22 protein-coding genes are annotated in these 26,588 nt (G+C 44.8%); 1 reads left to right on the top strand and 21 read right to left on the bottom strand.

The window, feature by feature from the left end; translation table 11 throughout:
* Nucleotides 1-10: 10 nt before the first annotated feature.
* The 12 genes from AC58P7_RS30730 to AC58P7_RS30675 all read right to left on the bottom strand — a co-directional run bounded on the left by AC58P7_RS30730 (nucleotide 11) and on the right by AC58P7_RS30675 (nucleotide 17,741).
* Entirely contained in the window at nucleotides 11-3,178 is a 3,168-nt protein-coding gene (locus tag AC58P7_RS30730; RefSeq protein ID WP_497349780.1) for a glycoside hydrolase family 3 N-terminal domain-containing protein, read from the bottom strand.
* Between the two features lie 102 nt (nucleotides 3,179-3,280).
* The gene (locus AC58P7_RS30725) at nucleotides 3,281-6,940 is read right to left on the bottom strand and encodes a discoidin domain-containing protein (protein ID WP_497349779.1); all 3,660 of its coding nucleotides are present in this window, start codon (nucleotides 6,938-6,940) and stop codon (nucleotides 3,281-3,283) included.
* 323 nt (nucleotides 6,941-7,263) lie between these two features.
* The gene (locus AC58P7_RS30720) at nucleotides 7,264-8,871 is read right to left on the bottom strand and encodes a cellulase family glycosylhydrolase (protein WP_497349777.1); all 1,608 of its coding nucleotides are present in this window, start codon (nucleotides 8,869-8,871) and stop codon (nucleotides 7,264-7,266) included.
* 95 nt (nucleotides 8,872-8,966) lie between these two features.
* Nucleotides 8,967-9,815, bottom strand: a complete 849-nt coding sequence (locus tag AC58P7_RS30715; protein ID WP_497349775.1) for a carbohydrate ABC transporter permease — start codon at nucleotides 9,813-9,815, stop codon at nucleotides 8,967-8,969.
* The gene (locus tag AC58P7_RS30710; RefSeq protein WP_497349773.1) at nucleotides 9,812-10,699 is read right to left on the bottom strand and encodes a carbohydrate ABC transporter permease; all 888 of its coding nucleotides are present in this window, start codon (nucleotides 10,697-10,699) and stop codon (nucleotides 9,812-9,814) included. Before AC58P7_RS30710 ends, AC58P7_RS30715 begins: the two co-directional genes overlap by 4 nt.
* Before the next feature lie 34 nt (nucleotides 10,700-10,733).
* A complete protein-coding gene (locus AC58P7_RS30705) occupies nucleotides 10,734-12,038 on the bottom strand; it encodes an ABC transporter substrate-binding protein (protein ID WP_497349771.1) in 1,305 nt (434 codons plus the stop codon).
* A 105-nt stretch (nucleotides 12,039-12,143) separates the two neighbouring features.
* Complete coding sequence (locus AC58P7_RS30700; RefSeq protein ID WP_497349769.1) at nucleotides 12,144-13,226, bottom strand: response regulator transcription factor; 1,083 nt, start codon at nucleotides 13,224-13,226, stop codon at nucleotides 12,144-12,146.
* A gap of 13 nt (nucleotides 13,227-13,239) precedes the next feature.
* On the bottom strand, nucleotides 13,240-14,997 hold the full coding sequence (locus AC58P7_RS30695; protein WP_497349767.1) for a sensor histidine kinase: 1,758 nt from the start codon (nucleotides 14,995-14,997) through the stop codon (nucleotides 13,240-13,242).
* A gap of 291 nt (nucleotides 14,998-15,288) precedes the next feature.
* Nucleotides 15,289-15,705, bottom strand: coding sequence for a (R)-mandelonitrile lyase (locus AC58P7_RS30690; protein ID WP_497349765.1), 417 nt, complete (start codon nucleotides 15,703-15,705; stop codon nucleotides 15,289-15,291).
* A 39-nt stretch (nucleotides 15,706-15,744) separates the two neighbouring features.
* Complete coding sequence (locus AC58P7_RS30685) at nucleotides 15,745-16,089, bottom strand: hypothetical protein (protein WP_497349763.1); 345 nt, start codon at nucleotides 16,087-16,089, stop codon at nucleotides 15,745-15,747.
* Between the two features lie 116 nt (nucleotides 16,090-16,205).
* The gene (locus AC58P7_RS30680; protein WP_497349761.1) at nucleotides 16,206-17,246 is read right to left on the bottom strand and encodes an NAD(P)-dependent alcohol dehydrogenase; all 1,041 of its coding nucleotides are present in this window, start codon (nucleotides 17,244-17,246) and stop codon (nucleotides 16,206-16,208) included.
* 252 nt (nucleotides 17,247-17,498) lie between these two features.
* Nucleotides 17,499-17,741, bottom strand: coding sequence for a hypothetical protein (locus AC58P7_RS30675; RefSeq protein WP_497349759.1), 243 nt, complete (start codon nucleotides 17,739-17,741; stop codon nucleotides 17,499-17,501).
* Between the two features lie 187 nt (nucleotides 17,742-17,928).
* On the opposite strand from AC58P7_RS30675, the gene AC58P7_RS30670 reads away from it, so the two are divergent.
* Nucleotides 17,929-18,477 carry a TetR/AcrR family transcriptional regulator gene (locus AC58P7_RS30670; RefSeq protein WP_497349757.1) on the top strand — a complete coding sequence of 183 codons (549 nt, stop codon included), beginning with the start codon at nucleotides 17,929-17,931 and terminating at the stop codon, nucleotides 18,475-18,477.
* 292 nt (nucleotides 18,478-18,769) lie between these two features.
* On the opposite strand, the gene AC58P7_RS30665 is transcribed toward AC58P7_RS30670, so the two are convergent.
* The 9 genes from AC58P7_RS30665 to AC58P7_RS30625 form a co-directional block, all read right to left on the bottom strand.
* Nucleotides 18,770-19,441 carry a hypothetical protein gene (locus AC58P7_RS30665; RefSeq protein WP_497349755.1) on the bottom strand — a complete coding sequence of 224 codons (672 nt, stop codon included), beginning with the start codon at nucleotides 19,439-19,441 and terminating at the stop codon, nucleotides 18,770-18,772.
* Between the two features lie 90 nt (nucleotides 19,442-19,531).
* Complete coding sequence (locus AC58P7_RS30660; protein WP_497349825.1) at nucleotides 19,532-19,618, bottom strand: hypothetical protein; 87 nt, start codon at nucleotides 19,616-19,618, stop codon at nucleotides 19,532-19,534.
* Nucleotides 19,619-19,655: 37 nt separating this feature from the next.
* Nucleotides 19,656-19,808 carry an antibiotic biosynthesis monooxygenase family protein gene (locus AC58P7_RS30655; protein ID WP_497349753.1) on the bottom strand — a complete coding sequence of 51 codons (153 nt, stop codon included), beginning with the start codon at nucleotides 19,806-19,808 and terminating at the stop codon, nucleotides 19,656-19,658.
* Between the two features lie 156 nt (nucleotides 19,809-19,964).
* Entirely contained in the window at nucleotides 19,965-21,464 is a 1,500-nt protein-coding gene (locus tag AC58P7_RS30650; protein WP_497349751.1) for a malate:quinone oxidoreductase, read from the bottom strand.
* Nucleotides 21,465-21,735: 271 nt separating this feature from the next.
* On the bottom strand, nucleotides 21,736-22,734 hold the full coding sequence (locus AC58P7_RS30645; protein ID WP_497349749.1) for a glycoside hydrolase family 43 protein: 999 nt from the start codon (nucleotides 22,732-22,734) through the stop codon (nucleotides 21,736-21,738).
* A gap of 290 nt (nucleotides 22,735-23,024) precedes the next feature.
* Nucleotides 23,025-23,819 (bottom strand): Nif3-like dinuclear metal center hexameric protein, encoded by a 795-nt coding sequence (locus tag AC58P7_RS30640; RefSeq protein WP_497349747.1) that lies wholly within the window; start codon nucleotides 23,817-23,819, stop codon nucleotides 23,025-23,027.
* A 293-nt stretch (nucleotides 23,820-24,112) separates the two neighbouring features.
* The gene (locus tag AC58P7_RS30635) at nucleotides 24,113-25,195 is read right to left on the bottom strand and encodes a Gfo/Idh/MocA family protein (protein ID WP_497349745.1); all 1,083 of its coding nucleotides are present in this window, start codon (nucleotides 25,193-25,195) and stop codon (nucleotides 24,113-24,115) included.
* 271 nt (nucleotides 25,196-25,466) lie between these two features.
* Nucleotides 25,467-26,345, bottom strand: coding sequence for a polysaccharide deacetylase family protein (locus AC58P7_RS30630; RefSeq protein ID WP_497349743.1), 879 nt, complete (start codon nucleotides 26,343-26,345; stop codon nucleotides 25,467-25,469).
* A 27-nt stretch (nucleotides 26,346-26,372) separates the two neighbouring features.
* On the bottom strand, nucleotides 26,373-26,588 hold a 216-nt coding region (locus AC58P7_RS30625; RefSeq protein WP_497349741.1), incomplete at its 5' end, for a hypothetical protein.

The following is a 26,588-nucleotide window of genomic DNA, read 5'->3' as shown; positions in this document are numbered from 1 at the left end:
TTCGACGCTGCTATTTCATAAGCTCCATATTATCAAAAGCAGCCCAGTTGTTCACGTTAGCGTCCGACCATACTCCTATTTCGATTTGGCCGTTCGTAACTGGAATACTATTAATGGTATACTTCGTCCAGCTCCCAACTGCACTGGAACCGATAACCGTATTCAGTTCAGATCCCCCGTAATTTTTCGCATACAGCTTCAATGCGTTTTGGCCTCCGCTGGAGCGTACCCAAACACTGAACTTGTATGTTCCGTTAGGCACCGTTAGCAATTGGCCTGACAACTGCTGATATGCGCTGGATGCCCAGTGCGTCAGTTTATAGCTGCCAACATAAGGATTATCCGTATCTACAGATTGCGCCAATGCGCCGCTGTGCCACTCCGTCCAGCTGGATGTGTTCCCTCCTTCAAAGCCCGCGTTGCTAAGCTCGTTCGTCGACACCAATTCGAAATTATCGAAAGCAGCCCAGTTGTTCGCAAAGGCATCCGCCCATACGCCGACCTCCATTTGGCCGTTCGTTACCTTGATGTTATCGATCGTGTATTTGGTCCATGCGCCTGTCGTATTGGAAACGACCTCTGCCGTTCTTTCACTGCCGCCGTAGTTTTTCGCATACAGATGCAGGGAACGTTGGCCTCCGCCTGAACGCGCCCAAGCGCTGAATCGGTATGTTCCGTTCGCCAGCGTTTTGGTTTGGCTTACCAATTGCTGATAATTGCTCGCCGCCCAATACGTCATTTTATAAGATCCATTATACGGAGCGCTTGTATCCACGCTAAGCGCAGACGTTCCCCCATTCCACGTCGTCCAGCCCGTGGAACTTCCCGATTCCAAACCGCCATTGGTCAGCTGATTGCCTGAGGTAGACCAAGATGTTGGAACAAATTCGATCAAATTAAAATTCCATCCTCCTGCTGCCGCCGATACACGCAATGTTTGAACGCCTGCGCTGAGAGTCACAGTGCTCGATATTGTCTGCCACGTTTGCCATCCACCTGTATTCGGTACACTTAGCGTCGCCAATGTCGTGGCGCCGTTCATTAATTGAACCGCACTGGTTGCTCCAGTTTGGCTGGCTACGCGAAGATTGACTGTATATGTACCTGCTGCCGGCACATTCATCCGATAGTCCATCCAGTCTCCCGTATCAATCCAACCGACATTTAATCCACCGCTCACATCCGTGGTTGCTTCACTTTGAACGCCGCTTGCAGCGTTAAAATTCTCCGCTTCTATCCTTCCGGGAAGTTCTTTGGTCTGTGTCGCCGCTGTATTCAAACCGTATCCAAATGGGAACAAAGGTGCATAATTCTGGTCGCCCGCATTCTGCTTAAATGCGCTGCCACTGACATCGAACGTTGACGGCCATGTAACGGGGAGCTTACCCGTGAAGTCGTAATCGCCAAACAATACGTCAGACAATCCATTGCCTTCCGTACCCGGCAACCATGCCTCTACGAATCCCTTCCAATCCGGAAGCCGGCTTGCAATGTTCATCGGTCTTCCCGACAGCATAACAACGATCGTTGGCACGCCGGAGCTCTTCACTTGATCAAGCACGGCTTGATCGCTGCTGCTCAAATTCAAATTAGCGATCGGTTGGCTCGTCCCCACGTCGCCATTCATCTCGGCATACGGACTTTCGCCGACAACGACAATCGCTACATCATTTCCCGCCGCACCTGTGCCGGTCGTCGAATACGTGACATTCGCCGAGTTGGTTACTGCGCTTTGAATTCCTTGCAGGATCGTCGTTCCGGGCGTGATGTTGCCGGGTGAACCCTGCCACGTGATCGTCCAGCCACCGGATTGATAGCCAATATCATTGGCCTTGGTCCCAGCTACGAACACTTTGGAGGATTTCGATAATGGCAGAATATGATTATCGTTCTTAAGCAGTGTCGCCGATTTTCGGACTGCTTCGCGAGCGGTGGCACGATGAGCAGATCCGCCGAATGAACCACTGGCTATGAGCGATCTGTCGGTATAAGGAGATTCAAATAATCCTGCTTCGAATTTTACCCGTAAAATACGGCTCACCGCATCATCAATGCGAGATTGAGCAATTTGGCTCGTGTTCACCAGATTTTTCACAGTGCCAATAAAGTTATTGCTTTTCCAGCTATCTGGCTCCATGAACATATCGATACCTGCATGAACACCTGCTTTAATAGACGACGAATAATCCGAGTAGCTATAATCGGACTGCAAGCGAGAAGTTCCGTTCCAATCTGAAACGACGATTCCGGAGAAGGCGAGTTGATCTTTAAGCACTTCGGTAATCAGGTGATAGTTGGCATGAGACGGTACACCGTTTACTGACCCCAAATCGACCATCACTGATCTTGCTCCAGCCTGAATCGCATCTTGATATGGCTTGATAAACGGCTGCAGATCCTGATCCGTCATCGGGGCATCCTTTTGGTCGTCGCCGTTGGTCGTATTGCCGTCCCCAATCCAGTGCTTAATCGTGCCTACAACTTTCGTTCCTTTCAGGAACGTGCTGTCTGTTGTAAGCCCTTGCAGACCTTGTGTATAGGCAGTTGCCATATCGCTGACTACATTGGGAAGTTCCGAGAACCCTTCAAATGTCCTGCCCCAACGGTCGTCCTGCGGCGCACAGACACAAGGCGAGAAATCCCAATTGACGCCGGTTGTTCTTACTTCCTCTGCGGTCGTTGCGCCAATCCGTTTCAGCAAATCGGTATCCCGGGTGGCCCCGAGTCCAATGTTATGCGGAAAAATGGTTGCTCCGTAGACGTTATTATGACCATGAACGGCATCAACACCGTACAAAATCGGAATCGCAAGGCGAGTCGACATTGCTGCGCTTTGATAACTGTCTACCATATCGGCCCATGCCGTTGGCGTGTTCGACGTCGGCGTCGAGCCTCCGCCGCTGAGCACAGAGCCAATCCCATACGTATTTACATCTGTAGTCGTCGTATTTCTTTCTACTTGCAGCATTTGACCGATCTTCTCGTCAAGCGTCATCCGGGGAAGCAAATCATTTAACCTTTGCGTAACGGTCAAGCTCGGATCCTGATACGGCAGCACGGTTGCGAAAGCAGCGGGCGGCACCATGACACCCAGCGACATGGTCATCGCGCTGATCATCGCAATAGGGACTGCCTTTTTTATCAGATTTACACGCTTCTTTTGGACAGTATTCTTCATACGTTCCTCCTTTTTATTCTGCTTGAAAATGAAGAGCCACCCCTACAGGGGAATATACACCAGTGTCTGCAGGGATGGCTCATTATGCTAAGTGATTCTGCCTTACTCGTATGCTCTGATCTCGGAGATCGACCACCAGCTGGTCGAGCTTCCCTTGAGTGTAACTCTAATATACTGGGCTTGTGTGATCGGGAAGTTAGCCGTAACGACTGCTCCGGTTCCCTGGCCGTTAGCTATCACTGTCCAATTGGCATTATCGTTCGACACTTCTATGATATACTCTCTAGCGTAATCGTTCGTACTGGTGCCTGAATCCATCACAATATGGTTAAACCATACGCTCGAGCCCAAATTCACCTTGTACCACTGTCCGTTGGCCTGTGCCGCACCGTTGCTCCAACGGGTGATAGCATTGTTATCCAGTGCATTGCCTGTCGAGCCGCCAGATTCCGTCGAGGATGCGGTTGCTGTAGCTCCGCTTCGGCTCTTCTCCAGCTCTCCGTAAATGTTAAGTTCCTGGATAGACCACCAGCTTGTCGAAGTGCCCGTCTGTACAACCTTCACATAGCGGGCAACCTGTGGCGCGAATTCCACAAGAACCGTCGGGCTGCTTCCTGTACCGCTTGCGACAGTCGTAAACGTCGTTCCGTCCGTAGACACTTGGATCTGAAATCCGCGCGGATAATCACTGGTTGACGATCCTGCATCGAGTAAAATACGGTTGAAGGTTTGATTTTGTCCCATATCGACTTTATACCATTGCCCATTGGCTTGTGCAGCTCCGTTGCTCCATCGGGTGCCGGTGTTTCCGTCAATCGCGTTTGCTGCTACATCTCCGAGCGTGTCCGTCGACGATGCGGAAACCGTCCAACCAGATCGGCTCAGCGCTTGCTCCGAGTAAACATGGAATTCGCTCATCGACCACCAGTCAGGTGAACTGCCGGTTTGAAGCACCCTGACATATTGCGCGTACTGCGGGTCGAACGTGATCGCCTGTTTCCAGCCAAAACCTTGGCCGGTACTTACGGTCGTCCACGTCGTTGCGTCATTGGATACCTGAATCTGATACCCGCGGGGGTAATCAAATTTATCCGTTGATTTCGTTTCGAATGAAATTTGGTCGAATACCTTCTTCGATCCCATATTGACTTGGAACCATTGTCCGTTAGACTGGGAAGCCCCTGTGCTCCAACGCGTTGTGGTCATCCAGTCCAATGCATTGGATGCAGATGAACCAGATTCAGTTGACGATGCGGATGCCGTCCATCCCATTTGGTCTAAAGGCACGGTAGCCATCCAAGACTGGCCTTGCGCAAACTTTTTCACGGTATTAATAAAGCTTGTGTTCGGTTGGAAATTACTTGTGCCGAATTGGCTCAATTTGGACGAAATGGTGGAAGAAGTGTCATTATTGATCACCGGAATCGGATTCGGGTTCGAGTTATACAATCCCCAATAGCCGCCAATCCCTTCATTCATGTCGCCTCTTACCTTATAGGACCAGTTGGTCCAGGATGCATGCAGAGCATTCAATCCGGACATCCATTTGGACCAAATATCATCATAGTGATATAACGAATACTCACCCAACAGAATTGGAGCATTCCAAGTGGAGTCGTTTTGATGCGCCGCTACTTCAGCAAGTTTACTTTGAACTACTGTATTCTGCGCATCCCAGTCTTTCCCACCCGGCATATCATATGGATGCATTTCATAGACGACGTTCGTCCAATTGTGGCTGCTCGTATTTAATTTAAACGTATCGTTCCAATCGAAGAACTGTTCAACATAAATCGTATGATCAGCATCGATCGCGCGAACTGTGTTATACAGTCTTTCGTAGTAAGCAAGTTTCTGCGCAGTATCGTCCGCATCTTCGCCGTAATCGATTAACGGTTCATTCATCAGATCGTAACCCGCGATAGCTGCATTACCTGCGAAATGGGTGGCGATCGTCTGCCACATAGCATTCACCATGTCCTGATACGCCGTATTCGTCCAGAATTCATTCGGATTCGCACTGAAACGACCGCAGCTTCCCCAAGGGCAATCGCCGCCGGGCAGCGTGTGTAGATCAAACAGGACATAGATGTTTCTTGCGGAGGCTTGGCTGACGAGCCAGTCAATTTTAGTCCAAGCGTTTGTCTTCCATGTGCCGTTCTCGTTAACTAAGACGTTCCAGGCAACCGGCAATCGAACCATGTTGATGCCAATGTTTTGGAGATTATCAAGGTCAGCCGATGTGATCCATGTATCTTGATGCGTCGAAGCCAAGCTGGCCGTCGTCGTTGCGCCAAAACGTGAGTTAAACGACAGATTCATGGACATTTCGTCATTGTTTAAGTTTACATTCAATTCACCAATGGACCACCAGTTGGAGGCGCTTCCGGTCTGCGTAATCTTGATGTAACGTGCGCTCACGGCCGCGAAGTTGATTCCGGTTACTTTCCTTCTGCCTTGCCCGCTGGCAACCTGCGTCCAAGTCGTTCCATCAGAGGATACCTGCACCGTATATCCTTGTGGGTAATCATTTTCGTATGAAGTATTCTTAGGTGTATCGAGCACTACCTGATTAAAGGTAAGATTAGCTCCCATATCTACCTGGAACCATTGTCCATTGGTTTGATTGGCGCCAGTACTCCACACTGTGCCTAGATCGCCATCCTTCACATTGCTGGGCGAAGTGCCCGATGCGCTTGAGGATGCGGAAATATTCCAGCCGGTCCGTTCTAATGCGTTGCCTGAGTAGATCGCCATATCGGCGATGGACCACCAATTCGCACTGCTTCCGGTTTGCACAATTTTGATGTACTGCATCCAGGAAGACCACCAAAATTCCGAATAGGTGATCCGTCCTGTACCGTAACCGCTTGCATATTTGGTCCAAGTAGTTCCGTCCGTCGATCCATACACTTCATATGCGTTTGGATAGTCGCCCGTTGATGTTGGACCCGCATCGAACAGAATTTTACTGACTTCTGTATTTTTCCCTAGGTTGAGGGTGAAGTATTGTCCGCCGGACTGAGCTGCTCCGCTAGTCCAACGCGTATTGACGTTACCGTCCAACGCATTGGATGTCGAGTATCCGCTTCCAGTCGACGATGCCGTTGCGGAAAAACTGCTGTTATTCAGTACCGGATCCGAGAAAACGTTGAACTCCGCAAGGGACCACCAATGAGATGAGCTGCTTCCGGTTTGCACAACCTTGATGTACTGTGCAACCTGAGGAGTGAACCGAACAATTACATTCTGCGCCGTACCTGAGCCTGTGGCTACGTCTTTCCATGTGCTTCCATCACTTGATACCTGAATTTGATAGCCAACCGGATCGTCCCCGGTAAATCCGGCCGCATTGATGTAAATTCGATTGAAGAACGTTGGCTTGCCCATGTTGACTTGCCACCATTGACCATTCGTTTGATTAGCGCCTGTATTCCAACGGGTAGTATTATCTCCGTCGACAGCACTTCCTGCACTAGCACTGTTCACAGATGCTGTTGCGCTCCAACTGGTTCGATCTGCTGCAAATTCTCCGAGCGGCGACATCCAATCCTCTTGCGCCAGCCATCCGCCAAGGTTCGTTCCGCGAAGATTCACGATATTACCTGTGCCAGAATTATTCTTAATGAATTTCCCATCTGTTTTCAAGAAATCCGTTGTGCCCAAGGTTGCATTAGCGACCTGCGACTTAGGTAATATAAGTAGGAATTCCATCACAAGAGCAATTGCAAGAATCATTGAGAAAAACTTCTTCTTATTCATAATTTCCTCCTTCTAAATAATGGCTAAAGTTGAGTTTTCTATTGTTGTACAGTTGGAGATAACAGTTACTCCAGATATAGCCAGCTTTTAAATTTACTTCCTCTTCCCACGAATTGTAATCGCTTTCATACTCTAGCTGACCACCACCTTTCACGCAAACATTTGTTTGAAATATCAATTGTTTTACTTTTCAGAATTACAGAGGTTTTACCGACGTACCGCTTGTACGCATCAGATATCATTTACAACACTAATAACTTATTTGGATGGTTGGACATCCTGCTTCATATACATTGTCCAACCATCAGTTACTATTATTTTCCTCAGATGTTGCCGTAAGGCTTTACTTCTAGCCATTCCACACGGATCGGATTTTCCTCCGCCTTAAGAACAATTCGGTGAATTCCCGAACCAAGCGGGAATGTCTCTTTCAAACTTGCGATCGTCCAGTAGTTTCCACTAACCTCAGTGAACCCGACTTCAGTGCCATCTACCGAAACTGCAATCCGTCCACTTTCATTCAATGCGAATAAGTGCAATTCAATACAATACAGCGACGTTTCGGGTGATGATGCGACTGTAACTTCATAAGCTAACCAGTCTCCAGCCGCTAATTGGATACACATCCGCTCATCCGTCTGCCAATTCTCTCCTCGTCCATGTTGAAAGTTCGCAACCCTTCTTGATCCTTCTTCAATAAAACGGATATCTGTGCCATCGTTGATACGAAATCCGATGTTTCGATCCGTACGTTTCGCGATACCAAAGCTTTCTCCTTCCCCTCTATACCCATAGAAAATAGCCGGAATGCGAACAGGAGGCTTCCGAAGAAGAGAATGAACGACATCTTCATGGTAGATGCAATTATAATAATGGATATTGTACAAATATTCCCACAATATACCTTGAGCCGTTGCTGCGTCTGGTCTAACCCCACCCTCCAGGTATTCGACCAACAGCTGCCACTCTGCCGGCATGTTGACCGAGCAGGGCGAATTGTCTGTGTCCATCTTTTTCCAAGTCCAAAAATTCCACGAGATGTCGTGGTCTTCGAACAAACGAAAAGCACCCGCATACCAATCTTTGTTATTCTCGCCCCCTTCCCCCATAAAGATCGGCACATTCCATTCTTGTCTCTTGTCCAAGTAAATCTGGATGCTCTCCGTATCGGGGTTATTCCAATATTTATGGAATTGCAGCATCAAGTTATTGTCGATTCTATCATCGAAAATCGACCAATCCGTCGCCCAATGAACCCCTTCCAAGATAATCATATGATGATCGTCTACTTCCCGGATTACATTCACAATCTCACGGTAAAGCGGCATCACTTCGTTGTTGTAAGCGGAGAACCATTCAGGCAGCGGTTCGTTCAGCAGGTCGTAACCTGCGACAATCCACTCGTCCTTATAGCGAAGCGCCAACATTTTCCACAACTCCACCGTAAGACGTTTATTCCGTTCATCCGTGAACAATTCCGGCTTATCATGCTCCGAATCGTCAATATTCGTTCCTGTTTGCCCGCCAGGTGCCCCATGCAGATCCAGAATCACATAAAGGCGATAAGTTCTACACCATTCGATGACCCGATCAATCAATTTCAGACTGCTTTCCTTACAGCGAGTCGGCTCGCCTTCTTCCAACAGAAATCTGGCACTGATTGGAACACGGACAGAATTAAATCCCTCAGCGGCGATTTTACGGATATCTGCTTCCGAAATATAACGTTCATAGTAGATTTCCCAAAACTGTTTGGAGTTTTCCTCACCGATCAGCTCTTTAATCATTTGTTCAATACGCCGAGGACGATCACCCTCATTTGGAAAACGCCACATGTAGCCTTCTGGAAGCATCCAGCTACCGAACCCGACGCCTCGCAGCAAAATCTCACGTCCTTGTCCATTCACTAGTTTCTTGCCATCGGCCTTCAAGAATCCGTTTACCTCATTGTCATTGTCATTGTCTCGTGCTAAAATGGTTATCCCTCCTCCAATTGATTTTTCGGATTTCTACGTTCGTTATTGCATTACCCTTTTATCGCACCGTCAGCGATACCCTTGAGAATGTATTTTTGCAGAAGCAAATAAAAGACAATTACCGGCAGCATGGTCAAAACCAAGGCGGCTAGAATGGCTGACCAATCATTGTTTCCATACTGGCCGAATAGCATATTGATGGATAACAGCAATGTATATTTGTCAGAATCGGTCATTATGAGCAGCGGCAACAGAAAATCATTCCACATCCATAACAAATTGAGAATCGCAATTGTAGCCGTTATAGGGAGCAGGAGCGGAAAAATGACGACGAAAAACAATTTAAATTCGCCGCATCCATCGATCACAGCTGCTTCATCCAAATCCCGTGGAATCGATTTCACGAATCCGTGATAGAGAAAGATTGCAAAGGCCACGCCCAATCCGATATAAATCAAGCCTAGCCCAACTAAAGATCCCTGTAAGTTTAAAACCTTGGCAATTTTAGTTAGCGTAATGACGATAGAATTGAACGGGATCAAGATCGATATGGCGAACAAGCCGAATAAAAAGCCACTTAACTTGCCCGAAGTTCGAGACAATTTGTAACCAGCCATCGAAGCACATACGATGATGCCTGACAATCCAACGATTGCAACTGCTGATGTATTCCATAAACTGCGCATAAAGTTGACTTTTCGGTAAGCATCTATAAAGTTGCTGAATTCAAATCGATCCGGAATGGCCAACATATTGTTCATCATGGCACCTTCCGTCTTTAGTGAATTTAACAAGCCCATATATATGGGGAACAGCGTAAAAACCGCAGCAGCAAGTAGGAAAAGAAAGATAAAGGCAGAGCCTATTCGGGGGCCTAACCTTTCATGAGTGATCTTCATGCCTCTACCTCTCTTTTCTTCATAATCAGCAATTGAACGAGGGTGATCACAAATACGATAGAGAACAAGATCATCGCTTTTGCGCTGGCGTAGCCGTATCGCGTATTCAATTTAAAAGCTTCTTCGTAAATATTGAGTGCGATGACCTGAGTGGCCCGGCCGGGTCCCCCGCCAGTCAGCGCAAATACGGCATCAAATACCTTAAATGATGAGTTTAGCGTAAGGAAAATACCTATCGTGAGTGCCGGATAAATCATTGGCAAAGTGACATTTCTGAAAACTTGAACCGGATTCGCACCATCGATTGATGCCGCTTCTTTCAGATGTGCTGGCACACCTTGAAGCGCCGCAATAAAAATAACCATGAGGTATCCGACCCCGCCCCAAAGAGAGAGGATTAGAATGGAATAAAAAGAGTATGTTGGATCACCGATCCATGAACGATCAAGAAAGCTAAATACTGTATGTTCGGCAATATAAGGTAACACTTTCGTGAAAATGAACAACCACATAAACCCGCCGATGATCAGACTGATCATATTGGGCATAAAGAAGATCGTTCGGAACCAAGCTTTGCTGCGACCCATCGATTCAATAAAAACCGCCAGCAGCATGGCAAATGCATTTTGTAGGACAACCATAACCACAACAAATTTCAGCGTAAACCAAAGCGACTTTAGAAAATTAGGGTCATCCGTCAACGCCTCAATATAATTAGAGATCCCAACCATTTTGTACGTAGGATTAAGTCCATTCCAATCCGTCAAGCTGTACCCAAAGCCCCCGAAAGCGGGGGCGAGTACAAATGCGGAGTAGATTAGAAGTGCAGGTAATACGAAGGCCAACAGTATGGCCGTTTGTTTTTGTTTTTTCGTTAACACCATCATTTACCACTCCCGCTCAACCGTTAGCCATCCTTTATTTGTTAGTCTTGTTTGCATTCGCCCACGTTTTGTCGAGCTGATTAATGAATTCTTCTTTCGTCACGCTTTTTGCATAATAACTTTGAAGCAATTTGGCTTGCTCATCTGTTACTGCTTGAGGCAGCGGTAAATCTTGATAGGATTTACCTTGGGAAACGTACGTAGTAGCTTCATCGACCCAAGGAAAGGATTTATACTGATGTACTTTCGATACGGGGTTGAATTTCAATTGTTCAAACAGTGCGGAGGAATCCTTCTCATCCAGAATGTAGTTCAGCAAATCTAGCGCCACTTCTTTATTCTTACTAGTAGGTGAAACAGCAAGAGATGTTGAGGTGGAGAGATTGATCATCGTTCCTTTTGGATTATTGCTTACCGGTAGTGGTGCAACGCCAAGTTCAAAGTTTGGATTGACCTTTAAGATCGCTTCCGACTGCCATGGACCTTGTACCCACATAGCTGCTTTGCCGTTCGCAAAATCCGTGGAGCCTGCTGCGCCGCCGATTTCAAACGGTTTCGCAGTACCGTTCTGCATAATGATGTCGATAATATTGAAGATATCTGCCACATCTTTATAAGAGCCTGCACCTTTATTCATTTTCTCAATCCAGTCCGGGTGCTCAGAGTTTACAATACCTCCAAGAGACAGCGCTGTCATAAGCTGAGGGATCCAAGATTCCTGGAAGGACAACTCAAATGGAGCTACTTTGCCTGCTTTCAATTTTTCAACAACCGCTTTCATTTCATCCAATGTTTGCGGTGGTTTCAGCCCCATGTCGTTGAATATTTTTTTATTATACAGATAGCCCCATTCCAAGCTCTCGAGCGGAAGAGCTACAACTTTACCATCGTAAGTAACCGTCTTCTTTACACCATCATACAAATTGCCAACAAACGGCTGACTCGACAGATCGGACAGGTAACCTGCTTTGTAGTAAGTTGGTACGTCAGCAATCGCATGCAGCGTAAACAGGTCTGGTGCATCATTGGATGCTAGGCGAGTTTGCAGAATTTGCTTAGCTTGATCGGGATTTGGCATTTCCAGTTTAATATCAACATCAATGTTTTTCGTTGCTTTTTCCTTTGCTTTAAACTGTGTGAAATATTTATCGAACTGATCCTTAAATCGTGGGAAGCTCATAAAGACTTTCAGCTCCACTTTTTGTGCTGGCTGTTCTGCCTTCGGTGTTTCCGTGAGCTTTGCGCTGCTGCTTGCAGCAGGAGTAGAAGTGGAGCCGCACCCTGCTGCAACTGTCAGAACAGAAGCGAGTACAATGCTTAATTTAAGCGCTTTCTTCATTTTTCATTACCCCCTAGTTAGTTAAGTACATTTCTAGTATAGAGGCAATTGCTACCCGCATCATTCCAATATATTAGCATCTTTTATTGCAATATATTGATATGCTTAATCCTCTTTCCGTAATTCTCCGGGTGTGTAACCGAAGTGCTTTTTGAACACTTTGTAGAAATAAGCAAGATTCTCGAAGCCTGTCATGGTTGCCGCATGTTTGATGGAAAAACCTTGCTCCAGAATAAGCTCACGGGCTTTCTCCATACGTTTGCGAACAATATAATCGGAGACATTTTCACTGATAAAGCTTTTAAAAGCACGGCTAAGGTGCTCTTTACTGACAAAAAAATGCTGAGCGATCGATTCAAGCGAAATAACGTCTTGGAAGTGACGATCAACATAGTTTTGCACCTCGGTTAGGTCAAGGCGGTTCCTATTTTTGCGATACACTATGATAGCTTCAATGGCTTCCTTAAACAATTGTCCAATGTCCATGATGACATCTGACAGGGAATTCCAATGAACAGATACAGTCTTCTCTGGGAGGCCATTGCTCCATACATCATGGATCCCTACTTCGTTTTCAGTCATAAATTCCTCCAGCATAAGAATAAAATCATGACTGATTTTATTCAGCATGCTATTGTCCTGTACTTCGGGAAGACTAGTCTCCAAAAAAACTTTCAACTTCTCCAAGAACTGTATGGCGACCCCCAAATTTAGATCAATTAAAGCTCCGTAGATTTGTCGTCGGTAGGCCAGATACGTATCCAAAACACCACTTTCCATAAATACTAGCGGTGTATTCTCCACTGATCGTGCTTGCTTTAGTTCAAGAACACACTGTGCCAAGGCAGCATTCAAATCATTCGGATCGATCGGTTTAAGCAAATATTCGATCGCACGGGAGCGAATGGCTTGTCTTAAATAGATGAAATCATCATAGCCGCTCATAACAATAATCTTGAGAGTCGGAAACCGCTCGTTCAGTTCCTTCAGAAGTTCGACACCCTCCAATCCTGGCATTCGCATATCCGTTACTACAATATGAGGCTTGAGCTCTTCGATCAACTTTAGCGCCCTAGTCCCATCCTCCGCCTCTCCAATCACGTTAATCTCCAGCTTTTCCCATTCCCCAAGCGCCTTGACGACTTCACGCGCCCAGGGTTCATCATCCACGATTAAAATGTTATACATGTCATCTACCCCCTTATCCCGTTACAGGTATCGTCATGACGATAAGCGTCCCGACTCCTTTTTCGCTAAATATCTTGATGCCATACTTCCTTCCGAATTGAAGCTTTAGTCGGGCATTGACGTTTCTCATGCCAATTCCCCTTCTTTTTCTCGATTCCTGCGATTCGTTCCTAATCTCCTTCGTCCATAACCCCATCTTAAGATCATCCCGAAGATGTCGCAATTGCTCTTCCGACATACCGACGCCTTCATCTTTTAACATCACACCAATTCGGTTCCCAATTCGCATTACACGTACTTCTACTTTCCAGGCTCCTTCCTTACGTTGCAGTCCATGCTCGAAGGCGTTTTCCACAATTGGTTGAAACGTAAATTTAGGAAGTCTTGCATCCAGCGTTCTTTTATCTACGGAAACCAAAACTGTACAACGGCCGATGAAACGCTGCTCTTGAATGAATAAATAGTTTTGCATGTGTTTTATTTCATTTTCCATGGAAACCATATCTCCATCTACACTAATTGAATAGCGAAGCAATTCGCCGATGACCTGAGTAATCCGATATATCTCTGGAGCGTTTTTCGTAAGCGCCATTCCGCCAATGACCTGAAGTGTATTATGAAGAAAATGCGGATTAATTTGAGCCTGCAAGGCAATGAGTTGTGCGTTTTTCACTTCAATTTCTTGCTGATACTCAAACTCAATTAATTCCTTAATACGCTGCATCATCGAATTGTACCCATGCTCCAATAGCCCGATTTCATCTTTGTTTTCGACAGACCTCATCTCAAAATTATGAATCTGTGTCATTCTCATTGTCCTCGCAAGACTAATAATCGGCTTCGTGATTCGAAGGGACATGAGAATAGAAAGAAGTACCGAAACCACTGCGAACAAGCTTCCAGTTAATATCCCTGCCTTGATCGTCGCACGGGCACTTAGAGTAACCATTTCCAGCGGTATAGCCTTAACCACCATCAATTGACCGTCCCCCACACGCTTCTTAAAGAAAAAGTACTTATTCGTTTTCTCAAATTTTAAATCTGAATGCTGTACATCGAGGTGGCGAAGCTGATCTTGCATTTCGTCCGAATCGACTGTGGAGGTAGAACCAGACAATAGTTCACCTTCATCATTCATTAGAAACACGGAGCTTTCCGACTCCGACTTTAAGATATGGGTCACTTCCTCCCATACATCCCCGTTGATCCGAACGGCCAGCCCTCCAAGCAGCTTGCGATCTTCGAATCGGTTAATACTGTGATAAGCATAAATACCACCATTGTCTGATTGCTTGAAATACATATTGACCGGGGTACGCTGCATCCGGCTCCAGGGACCTTTCTCGATATTAAGAAAGGATACCGTCCCACTATTTGCATAATTCACAGAAAAAGCTTTCTGATCTGTATGGATATACAGGGTCAGGTCGTCCACTTTTCGGGAATTGGCATGGAAAGAGGTAGTCAACGTATTCTTAATATAATTTTGTGTCTTATATTGCACGCCTATGTCCAGACTTTCCATATCATTAAAACTAGCGAGCAGTTGCTGATCAATCTGTAACGTATAAAACATAATATCGATTGTTTGTAACAGTTCGTACAAATACTGGTCCGCCCACATCATACGGGATGTATTGGCGTTGATAATCTCTTTTTCCACCGAATTTCGTGTGTTGTTCGTAGCGACCCACGTCACGGTAATAACCGGCAACGTCGTCAGGCAGATCATCAAAATGAGTAATCGAAACCGAATGCTTATTCTCTTCACATCCTCATTCCTTTCCGTAAATGAAAAAAAGCGAACGGGTTCAGAAGCAAGTCCCTTATTTCCTGAATTTTAACTCTATTCTTCGTCCAACCGATCAACTCCTCTGTACTATCGTATACAACTAAATTATTCGAATCTTCTCGCTTGCAGCAAGTGCTATGTTTTTACTCGACTTTAATAAACAAAGAGGAAAAAGCTGAATGACAAGTAACTCGGTCATCCAGCTTTTTCTCCTAAACAGATATTCTTAATTTGCGGTTATTACTGATTAATTTGTTGGAATCCTGCCTGTTATTTCAAATTGTTATATTCTTCATCTGTTACGGGTTCCAACCATTCCGTATCGCCGTTATGGACATTCGTACTTATCGCGATATGTGTAAACCAACTACCCGGTGTAGCACCATGCCAATGTTTCACATCCGGAAGGATCTTTACAACATCCCCTTCATGAAGCTCCTGTACCGGTTTGCCTTCTTCCTGATAATATCCTTTGCCCCCGGTAACAAGCAGAATCTGGCCACCTGGATGCTTATGCCAATTGTTTCTTGCGCTTGGTTCAAATGTTACATTTCCTATCGGGCAATTAAAAGTGCTGTCATTAGAAACCAGCATTTCAAGCCATGCTGCCCCTATGAAATAGTTATTCGTAATTCTTTCACCTTTCGGAAAGATTACACTTTCATTCATATGAGTTGATTTATCCATGTTTATTCTCCTCGTATAATAGTTAGCTTGTTCATAATCTCATGCGCCCACACATCTTAATATAACGACAGTTAAACCAAGACCAATTGCCATACCCGGCAGCACTTCAAACATAACAATGGTGCCTGACACCGCGTTTGCTGCAATTGCTGCTGTACCAAAAGTAGCAACAAGTCTCAGTACAATAATTCTTCCCAGAGAAAACAAGCCATTTTCCAAACCATATGGAATTCCAATTCCTAAGATATAGATGGATTGCTTTTTGTTTAAAGCCAATGTGATAATAATGACTGCCGCCGCGATGCGTGTTATTAAGGTCGGTATAGCAGACACCTGCAGTTCCAAAGTGGAATCCGTAAATAAGTACAGCGACGGTTTTATCAAATAAATCATGAGCATAATGATGATGGAAACTGCACATGAAAACCATACAAGTTGATCAGTAAATGAAATTGGGTTAACCAATTGAAATTGGCCAACCCATTTTTCATCAGTACAGATTACAAGGTAGACATGTCAATTACGAATCGATAACGCACATCTCTACGGAGAACACGCTCAAACGCTTCATCTACTTGATCAGCACTGATCACCTCAATTTTAGGGGCAATGCCGTGCTGAGCGGAGAAATCGAGCATCTCTTGCGTTTCCCGGATTCCGCCAACGAGTGAACCTGCAATGCTGCGACGCTGCATGATTAATGAAAATACATGGTAGTTATCTGGCTGGCTCGGTGCACCAACATTTACTAGCGCTCCATCTACACGAAGCATGGATAGATACGCATTCACATCGAGATTTGCAGACACTGTGTTTAAGATAAGGTCAAAACGACCAGCCAACTCGGTAAATGTAGCGGCATCACTGGTTGCAAAGTAATGATCTGCGCCAAAACTCAAGGCTTCGTCTTTCTTATTTAATGACTGACTCAAGACCGTTACTTCAGCACCCATGGCATGCGCATATTGGACCGCTAGGTGGCCAAGACCTCCCATTCCCACAATGGCAACTTTCTTACCTGGGCCAGCGTTCCATTTTTTCAAAGGAGAATACGTGGTGATACCTGCACACAATAGTGGGCTTGCAACATCCAAATCCAGAGCGTCTGGAATACGGACAACGAAATCTTCCTTTACAACGATTTTCTGGCTATATCCACCATATGTTGGATTGCCATCGTAATCTAATGAGTTATATGAGTTGATAACGCCTTTCGTACAAAATTGCTCCTCGCCGCTGAGGCAGTATTCGCATTGTCCGCAGGAGTCAACAAAGCATCCAACACCAACGTGATCGCCAACGGCAAATTTCGTAACCTCTGATCCAACTGCTGTTACGACTCCGGCCATCTCGTGACCGGGAACCATTGGGTACATTCCGCCTCCCCATTCACCGTAAGCATTGTGAATGTCAGAGTGGCAAATTCCACAAAACTTAATATCGATTAAGACGTCGTCCTGTCGTAATTCTCTACGCTCAATAGTAGTTTTTTCAAATGGCGCTTTTGCAACGGGGACACTTAGAACATGAGTTTTACACATGATTTTTATCTACTCTTTCGCTCCTGGAAAATTGAGGCCGCCGCTAAATTCAGCCGCCTTACTATATTGAACAATAATACATTAATGTTCATTTGTATATTATTATACATGGATATATGATGCTTGCAATTGTCAAATGAATACGATTTGTTCAATAATAAACAAATCAATTTAAATGTTTTATTATCTTTCACCCCCTTAACTGATGCGGCACATTTATGCCGCTATGACAAGTGCTTCATCAAGCCGTATTTAGAAATTGAACATTTGGTGGATCATGACAAACACCGGATTGTCGTCTTTGCTTTCAGCCATCTTAATGCGGAACCAGGTCATTTGCTCGTCAGAGTACCAAGCACCTTCGCCAACTTCCGGTTTTTCTGAACATACGTCTCCTGCGACAAGAGGATAAAGTTTTCGAGTGCCACAAACACGCTCTCTTATATAGTAGAGTTTACAGTCTGGAGTTAACTCCAAGTCAATACTAAACTGCATCAGATTTTGAAAAGATTTCCGTACAGTTTTTATATGTATCAAATACTTCCCTACGATGGGCCGAAACAACGAGATTTGTGGGTAACTATTAAACTTTCAATCAATAATATACCTTGTATTATTAATGAACACTTGTGTATAATTATTAATAGATACAGATATTAAACGAAAGAATATGGTGATATCAATGCCTAAAGTCGATAGAAGAATTCTCAAAACACAAGACGCATTAATGAAAGCCGTTATTGAGCTAATGTCTGAAAAAAATTTTGATGACATTACCTTACAAGATCTTTCCGACAGGGCAAATGTGAGCCGAGGAACTATTTACCTTCACTATTTAGATAAGTATGATTTGTTGGATAAGCTTATAGAAACACACATCAATGAACTTCGCGAAATGTGTAAAGCGGCAGCAGATTTGGATTTTATTAGTGGGTCACTGATTTGGACCGAATATTTTGATCAGAATTACACATTTTTTTCGATGATGTTAACGAGTAAAGGAGCGCCATATTTTCGTAATCGGTTCCTTGACTTTCTTCTCGAAGAATTTAAGGATGAGGTGGATGTAACCACAGGAAAAAACGAGGGATTAAATGAAGATGTTATCGTTAGGTTTGTTGCATCGGCCTACGTAGGGGTAGTGGAATATTGGTTCACCAATGAGAAGCCTTTCCCCCATCATGTTTTGGCAGAACAACTGGGAACATTGTTAGAAAGGATCTGTAATTAGAACCGACTTAATAAAGCCGAGCTCCTTCATCGGAATCTCGGCTATTTATTTAGCTCAATCTCCTCATTTTATTAGGCACTACGTTTATCCATCACTTTACAGTATGAAAATAAGGGCTAATGTAAAACAGATTTGGGACCTGTAAACAAATAAAGAATGACGCTTTCATGGCGGTTCGGAACGTTACCCTATAACAAAGAAAAGCCGCTATTTAGCGACTTTTAATGAAATAATGTTCTGGTCATCTGAAAAGCGAAACGAAAACACATAGCTGTTGGTCTCTCGATGAAAATCATGACTTTTGCCCATACACTACCGTAAGATCTGCAATTTTGTTCTGAATCCGCTCGGGAATCTCCTTCAGCAGCTGAGACCAAGGCACAAAAAGTTCTTCGTCCAAACGGTATTCCTTGTATACCAAGGCGGGTGTAAACGCACAAGACTTCAAATAGGTTTCAACCAGCTTGTTCGTTTCCTCATTCGTCGTTAGCGTTCCTTCCAGAAAATACGGAACGGTCAAACCATCAATACCAGCATCTTCATTCACAGCAGTCATAAAGTGTGGAACGAGCTCCAAAAACTCTGCAACTGGACAAAACGCATGCTTCCCAGGCTGCGAAAACAGCCGCACATGCGTCCCGTCGAGCAAATTGCTACGGTCCTTCAGCAGCCCCTTCAAATACTTACCGTGAAAGCTCGCTTCACAATCGATGACATTTCCATCATGGTCTATGAACACCCATACATGCTCCAATTCATACAAATGCTGAATATCATAATCCCAATAAATTGCGTATTCAATAATCTTCTTTAAACGTTGGTCTTGGAATGAAAACGATCTTCGAAACGAAGGGGAGACCCCCGCTTGTTCGAAAACCGTTACCCCGACCCGAACCGGGAAAAAGGGCTCATTTTTATCAAAGAAAAGATAAGGCGCGTAATCCTGAATAGTTTGCTTATCCATTGGATGATTCCTCCTAAACAATTCAACGAAGCGGATATAACTATAATAGCATTCCAACGGTTTACAGCATAGAACAAGCTTAATATCCCTCTATGCCCCTTCCAGAGCAGATCGCAAATCTTCCATTAAATCAACTGTATCTTCAAGGCCTACTGAGATGCGAATCAAATGTTCAATTCTAGGGTTGTACGTTTGTTCACCCTTTGAACTCGATTTAACAAATTCCTGATGTAAGATCTACGAACGTAACTCGTAATCCGAGCGTAAAGCCCTTCATATTTTCCGTTTCTTCCGTTACGTTGATGCCTGCACGCGTATCTAATATCCCTGGGATACGATCTCGAAAACAAAGCAATTGATCCAGCAATTCCTCTTGCTTGACTGACGTGAGATAAGAAAGAGTGCCGTTTCATCTTTTAAATGAAAAGAAGACGAGCAAGCTGCCAAAAAAGCGCGATGCTAAAATGACATCGCGCTTTTTTGACCTGGGCTAGTCCAAATTCAATCCTAGAATACCCAATATTTAACTACTAACAAGCTGTTTTTTGTTTAGTCCAAGCGTCTCAGCTGTTGAAGTATGAATTTCGTGAAGAAGCTCTGGATTTTTCATGAGTGACATGCCATAAGATGGAATCATTTCTTTAATTTTCGGTTCCCACTCTTTCACATGTTCCGGGAAGCATTTTTTAATGACCTCAAGCATAACGTGAACAGCAGTAGAAGCACCTGGAGAAGCACCAAGTAATGCTGCAATCGATCCATCAGCGGCACTAATGACTTCCGTACCAAATTGAAGAGTGCCTTTGCCGCCAGCTTCAGTATCTTTGATTACTTGCACACGTTGGCCTGCTACTTCTAAATCCCAGTCCTCGCTTTTGGCGGTCGGGATAAACTCGCGTAACTCTTCCATGCGCTTTTCTTTGGATAACATAACTTGCTCGATCAGGTATTTGGTCAGTGACATGTTTTTTGCACCTGCCGATAACATCGTTACGAGATTATCCGGTTTTACGGAAGTGACCAAATCAAACATGGAACCGGTTTTTAAAAATTTTGGTGAGAATCCGGCAAACGGTCCAAATAGCAACGATTTTTTATTATCGATAAATCTAGTGTCAAGATGCGGAACAGACATTGGAGGAGCTCCAACTTTAGCTTTACCGTATACTTTTGCATGATGCTGCGCTACAACATCCGGATTTTTACACACCATAAAAATTCCGCTTACTGGGAAACCTCCAATATGTTTTCCTTCAGGAATACCGGATTTTTGCAATAAATGAAGGCTTCCACCACCGCCACCGATAAAGACAAATTTTGCATTATGGCGTTCAATGCCACCGCGGTCATTTCGGATTTTTAATTCCCATGAGCCGTCGAAAGAACGTTTCATATTCTCAACGCAATGTCTGTATTTGATATCGACGTTTTTGTTCTTTAAGTGGTCAAACAAAATGCGCGTTAAAGCACCAAAGTTGACATCCGTGCCGGAGTCAATTTTTGTTGCCGCGATAGACTCACTCGATGGACGATCTTGTATGATAAGCGGAATCCATTCCATTAGTTTAGCAGGGTCATCGGAAAATTCCATCCCTTGAAACAGAGGATTTTTGGACATGGCTTCAAAACGTTTCTTTAAAAACCTAACGTTTTGTTCCCCTTGTACCATACTCATATGAGGCAATGGCATGATAAAGTCTTGCGGATTACTTATCAGCTTGTTGTTAACAAGATAAGACCAAAACTGCATGGAAAGCTGAAACTGCTCATTAATTTTGATAGCATTGCTAATATCTACAGATCCGTCTTGTTTTTCGACAGTGTAGTTAAGCTCACACAGAGCCGCATGCCCTGTTCCTGCATTATTCCATTCGTTCGAACTTTCCTCTCCTGCATTTTCAAGCTTCTCATACACTGTAATTTCCCATTCCGGTACTAATTCTTTCAGAATTGTCCCTAACGTCGCACTCATGATTCCGGCACCAATTAAGATGACATCTGTTTTAGTTTCTCTGTTGCTCATTTTTACCATCCTTATATCCTAAAATTTGCAGAAAAGCTGTAGGCGCTCCTGATTATGCGCTACTGCAAGACAGGGGGCGACCTTGTCACACCTTTTCTGGAACAATTACAACCCTTTAGATAAAATATTTATTATCTATTATATGATAGTTATAAGGTATCGACAAGAAGTGCGGTGAAGAAGAGTTATTGGAAAACCCTAATGGCGTGAAATCACTTGGTTTCGTGCATGGTGTAACCTTTGCTAAACTTCGACCTGCGTTGTTCTACATCTATGCACCATGCAAATCTTCCCGCGCGTTCACAATTCGGAAGCTATCACCTGTGTCTTCCATTTCGTACAGCTTGCACCTCGATTCAGGCATTTTGAACGGCTGATGGAGGATTAACATCCAGGTTCCGTCGAATGTTCGGAACAGCATCCCGTGACCACTGTCTTCTTTCACTAAAGGGGGGAGTTGTTCCCAAGGGCCTTCCAGTTTGCCTGTTTTTGACCGCGCGATTGTCTGCACATAACTGCCCGACTGATAGCTCGACCATAGCATGATTAGACGACCGCCAGAAGTACGATATAATTGGCATCCGTCCGTTATGTAAACTCGAATGTTGCCGTGAGGCAGTACATCTTCGTTTTTCCAAGGTGCTTCTGAAGCGTTGAACAAACGAATCGGATCTCCGACAGCTTCGGATAAATCATCCTTTAATCGAATGGCTGCGATCGTACCGTCAATCGTCTGAATCCATTCATGACAATAAACCATCCACGGGAATCCGTCTTCATCCACATATAATGTTCCGTCTAGTGTCATCAATGATTCCGGTAGAACATGTGTATCATCTTTCAACAAACGGAACGGACCTTCCGGCGACTCGCTAACGGATATGACGGTACCCCTCCAATGCTTGGAATAGCCATTTACAGGTTCCCCACCAAGACGTCTGTCATTATTGTGCAACGTGACGAACAGGTAGAAGAGCCCATTATATTCGTGAACTTCAGGCGCCCAAGCTCCATGCTGCGGATGGGCCCACACGCCGTCAGGGACGGTAAATACAACATAGGGTCCCTCCCACTCGGATAAATTGTTGCTTTTGTAAATGATGACCCCGTAACGTTCCATTCCGTGTAACCGAGGTGCCCCTCCGGTATACAAATAATAAACACCCGTTCGGCTGTCGGATAAAACGAAAGGATCGTGTGCGGGAATATCGGCCAGACGGTGCCCCTTTTGAGGATTATTTACATCACATGCGGAATTATAAGCAGGCAATTGGAATCAACTCCTTTTTTAGCTCTACGTCCTCAATTTGAACCATGAACCCCATATCCGAATGAGCAATAGTTCTTGTCCCAACTAAATAACCAGTTTCTGGATCAAAGGGTCCTTGTCCAGCAACATATCAACTTTCTTTCATACTAACATTTTCAGCATCAGGATTGCGGGATTTTTCCGCTCCAAGTGTATAGGGATGTTATTTCCTTAAACTCTCTTTAGTTAAAAAAGAACAGCTGCCGCGGCACCTGCTCATTCATGGTATTTTACTCTAAAGACTACCCAGCTTAAACTACTTGAAAAATCGGACGTTCTTTGATGAAGTGAACAGGAATCTCTGGGTACATGTTTTTAAGCTTATCGGCTAGAAGCTCCATACCCGGCTCTTCACTCTCCGCATGGCCAAGGACGATCAAAGCCTTGTGTCTTCCTTGATAGACAGCATCCCTTACGTACTCAGGCGTTTCCCATTCCGGACCTTCCCCGTATACAATAAGATCCAGCTGCTCTCTTTCAAATAGCGGGAGCACATTTTGAGCTCCACCCCGATAACCCGCGAGCAAGCCGATCTTCGAACACTTCATCCCAAGATCACCTTGTACTCTTACATAAGTAATTCCGAGCCGGTTCTTCACATGTTCCGCGATTCCACTTACCGTATCCGTGGGAATTTCCAGAATGGAGGATACTGCGTGATGCTCACGTACGTACGGTATCCAATCGAATGCCTGAATCAGACCCGCCATGACACCATCCGGCTGATAGCGATGCAAGTAATCATGAAACCGGAAAAGTGCGATCCCCGATGCTTCCAGCAGTCGTCTCTTTTCCTCATAAACCGGGTCTTCTTTAAGGGTTTCCCTATCATCAATATGCGAAAAGAATGGACCTTCGTGAGCAACAATGAGATTCGCTCCTCGCTGAATTGCTTGCTCAATGACAAATTGCGTCGGCATGAAGGTCGTCACAATCCCGGTTACCTCTGTTTCAGGTTTGCCGAAATTCAGCATATCAACGGTTTGCCCGAGCCTTCCGACCGGAGCAATTAACGCCTCAATAACCGCTTTTATATTTACACGCATTGGTAGTCCCTCATATCACTAATGTACTTACTGCTTCCTGACATCTCAGCCTTACTACGCAGCTAAACCAATAATACCATAATCAAACAATTGACTGCATTAGATAAGACCCATTTGATGCGCATTGGTTCACCTGAGAAGTAAAAAGCTTAGTCTGTGTGGCCACGGGCTCCAGACTAAGCTTTTTTTATACTTATACCAGCTATATCGTTCTGTTCTTTCACTCGTAAATATTTGTATTAGAAGGTGTAACCCATGTGCCGAACCAAACAGCTCCAAGATCGTTTTGCGGTTTAACGCGGTAACTCGACCGATACCTCGCGGCGAGCTGCTGCCGATCTCAGCACCCCATCGATGATAGCTTGCTGGATGAGAATTTGATCACCAGGAATCGGAGCTGGTCTGCAGTCACGAACTGCTTCGGCAAAATCATGCACTTTCTGATCGAACAGATTCAATTTATGCTCGACTAGTGGAATTGGAGTCGACGTATGGCCGCCGAATTCATCGTGATATAGCGTGATGGAACCAACTGATCCATCCCAAACACCCGACCAAGGCCCAACACCTGCCGGTGTGACTTTAAGGCCTCCTTCTGTACCGAGGAACATCGTCGCACCGAGCGTATCCATGTGCATCGCCCAAGATATTTTAAACTGTAGAACTAGATCGTTCTCGAAGCGTACCATCGCTACACCGAAATCTTCGACTTCGAACTTGCTCGCTTCCGGATGATACAATGAATTTGTACCGAAATGGTTAGAAGTGAATGCAGATACTGTAAGTGGACGAGGGTATCCAAGTGTATTTAGCGCCATGTCCAGCGAATAACAGCCAATATCGGCCATCGCACCGGCTCCAGCGAGCTTTTTATTGATGAATGTGCCTCCTGGCATGCCACGGCGACGTCCTCCGCCCGTCTCAACGTAGTAGACTTTACCAAGGCGACCGGATTGCACAATTGTTTGCAGAAGTTTCATATTTGGATCGTAGCGAGGCTGGAAGCCTAGCGTTAATATTTTCCCGCTTTCCTTTGCTGCCTGAGTCATTTCTATTCCTTCTTGAAGGGTGACTGACATCGGTTTTTCAAGCAAAACGTTTTTGCCCGCGCGCAAAGCATCGACCGTCGTCACATGATGCGACACGTTCGGCGTACAGATGCTGACGCCATCCAACTCCATGCGCAACAGATCAAGATGGCTGTCATAGGAAGCTGCTTCCGTCAAGCCTTCCGCCTGCGCAAACGCGAGCGCCTTCCCCTGAATAATGTCTGCCACGCCTACAATCTCGACATACGGCAACTTTTTGTACGCGGCTATGTGGGCTTTAGCAATGCCACCGGTTCCGATTATCCCAATACGAAGTTTTTTGCTCATTGAAATCACTTCTTCCTATGAATGTGTATGAAGTCAATCTTGCCATGAAATGCGATACAGATTGACGATAGCATATAGAAGGGACAAAGTTTAGTTCAAGTTGATGTCATGGGATGTGTAATTTTGCGACATTCGGAACATCGATGACTTCAGAATTCCCAAATTCTTCCTTGCCAATGAGGAAAAGTTCTTAAACCCCCTTCGCTGAAGGGGGCTCTTTACTTGCCTATTCTCTTCAACTGCCTGTTTGAATTCACATCTCGGTCGTGGTCTACTTCTGATCGTATTGCCCTAGTTTTTTAAGCAAAACATCTGATGATACATACGGCATCCCCGCACTTACCCGGGTGATTTCGTCACTACTGCCTGTGTTAATACCTTCTCTTGTTGTAAAAAACAACGAAAAGCCAAGCTGTTTCGCATCCTCAACAACCGACTCGTTGTATTCCCCTAATGGGAAACAGAGGAATGAAAGCTGATTGTGAAGTTTGGTTTTCAATAGCGCCTCACCCAGCAGTAAATCCTCTCTTACACGCTGCTTCATCTCAGCTACGGATTCCACTCGTTTCTCTTTTGGCAGGAAGATCCGATTGGTTAATGGAGGAACTAAATTCCCAGCCTCATCACGCCTTTTCTGATGAAGATCATACGTATGCGAGTAAAAGCTAAAGCCATCTCGTTTCATTTCAAGGATCTGACTCCAGGTCAGAAATGGTAAGGAAGGATTGTCGGAGTCAACATCGCTCACAATCACGAAATTCGTTGCCGGCAACCCCATTTGCTTAAGCAAAGGATATGCCTTTTCATAAAAAGACCGGTACCCATCATCAAATGTGATCACAACTGCGTTCGGAGGTAACGTTTTCCGATGCGCATGGAAGCAGGCATACTCTTCAATCGATATGACGTTATAATGTTTATCTTTTAAAGCTTGAAGATGCTGTTTAAATTTGTTGGGTGTAATCGTGATGAAAGATTCCTGATCATCCAAATGATGATAAGTTAAAAACAGCACTTTGTTTGTATAATGAATTGTTTTCGATTCAATCGGCGAGGATGTGGATGCGCTTACAAGTTTAGTTGAACAAATCGTGTCTAATGGGCTTCCTTGCTGTCCCGCCTCCGTCCAAATCCCTGCGAGGAGAAGCATTAAAATGAAGTAAGCGTGCAAATAGGATCAACCCTCCCCTAGCAATTCCAGAACCATCCCTAAAATATACTCTCTTGAACAAGAGTTAGAACGCCTCTTCCCAACGTACAAAAAACAAGCACCGCGGTTTACGGAGGCCGCTGAAAAACGTCTGTTTTTAATTTTGTGAAGAGGACCTAAATAGATAAAGGCGAATTTCCATTCAATATCTGAATGAGAATTCGCCTTTATTATGGTTTTCTT

Source organism: Paenibacillus sp. J22FR5 (assembly GCF_059691975.1).
This window is presented reverse-complemented; position numbering and strand designations above follow the sequence as displayed.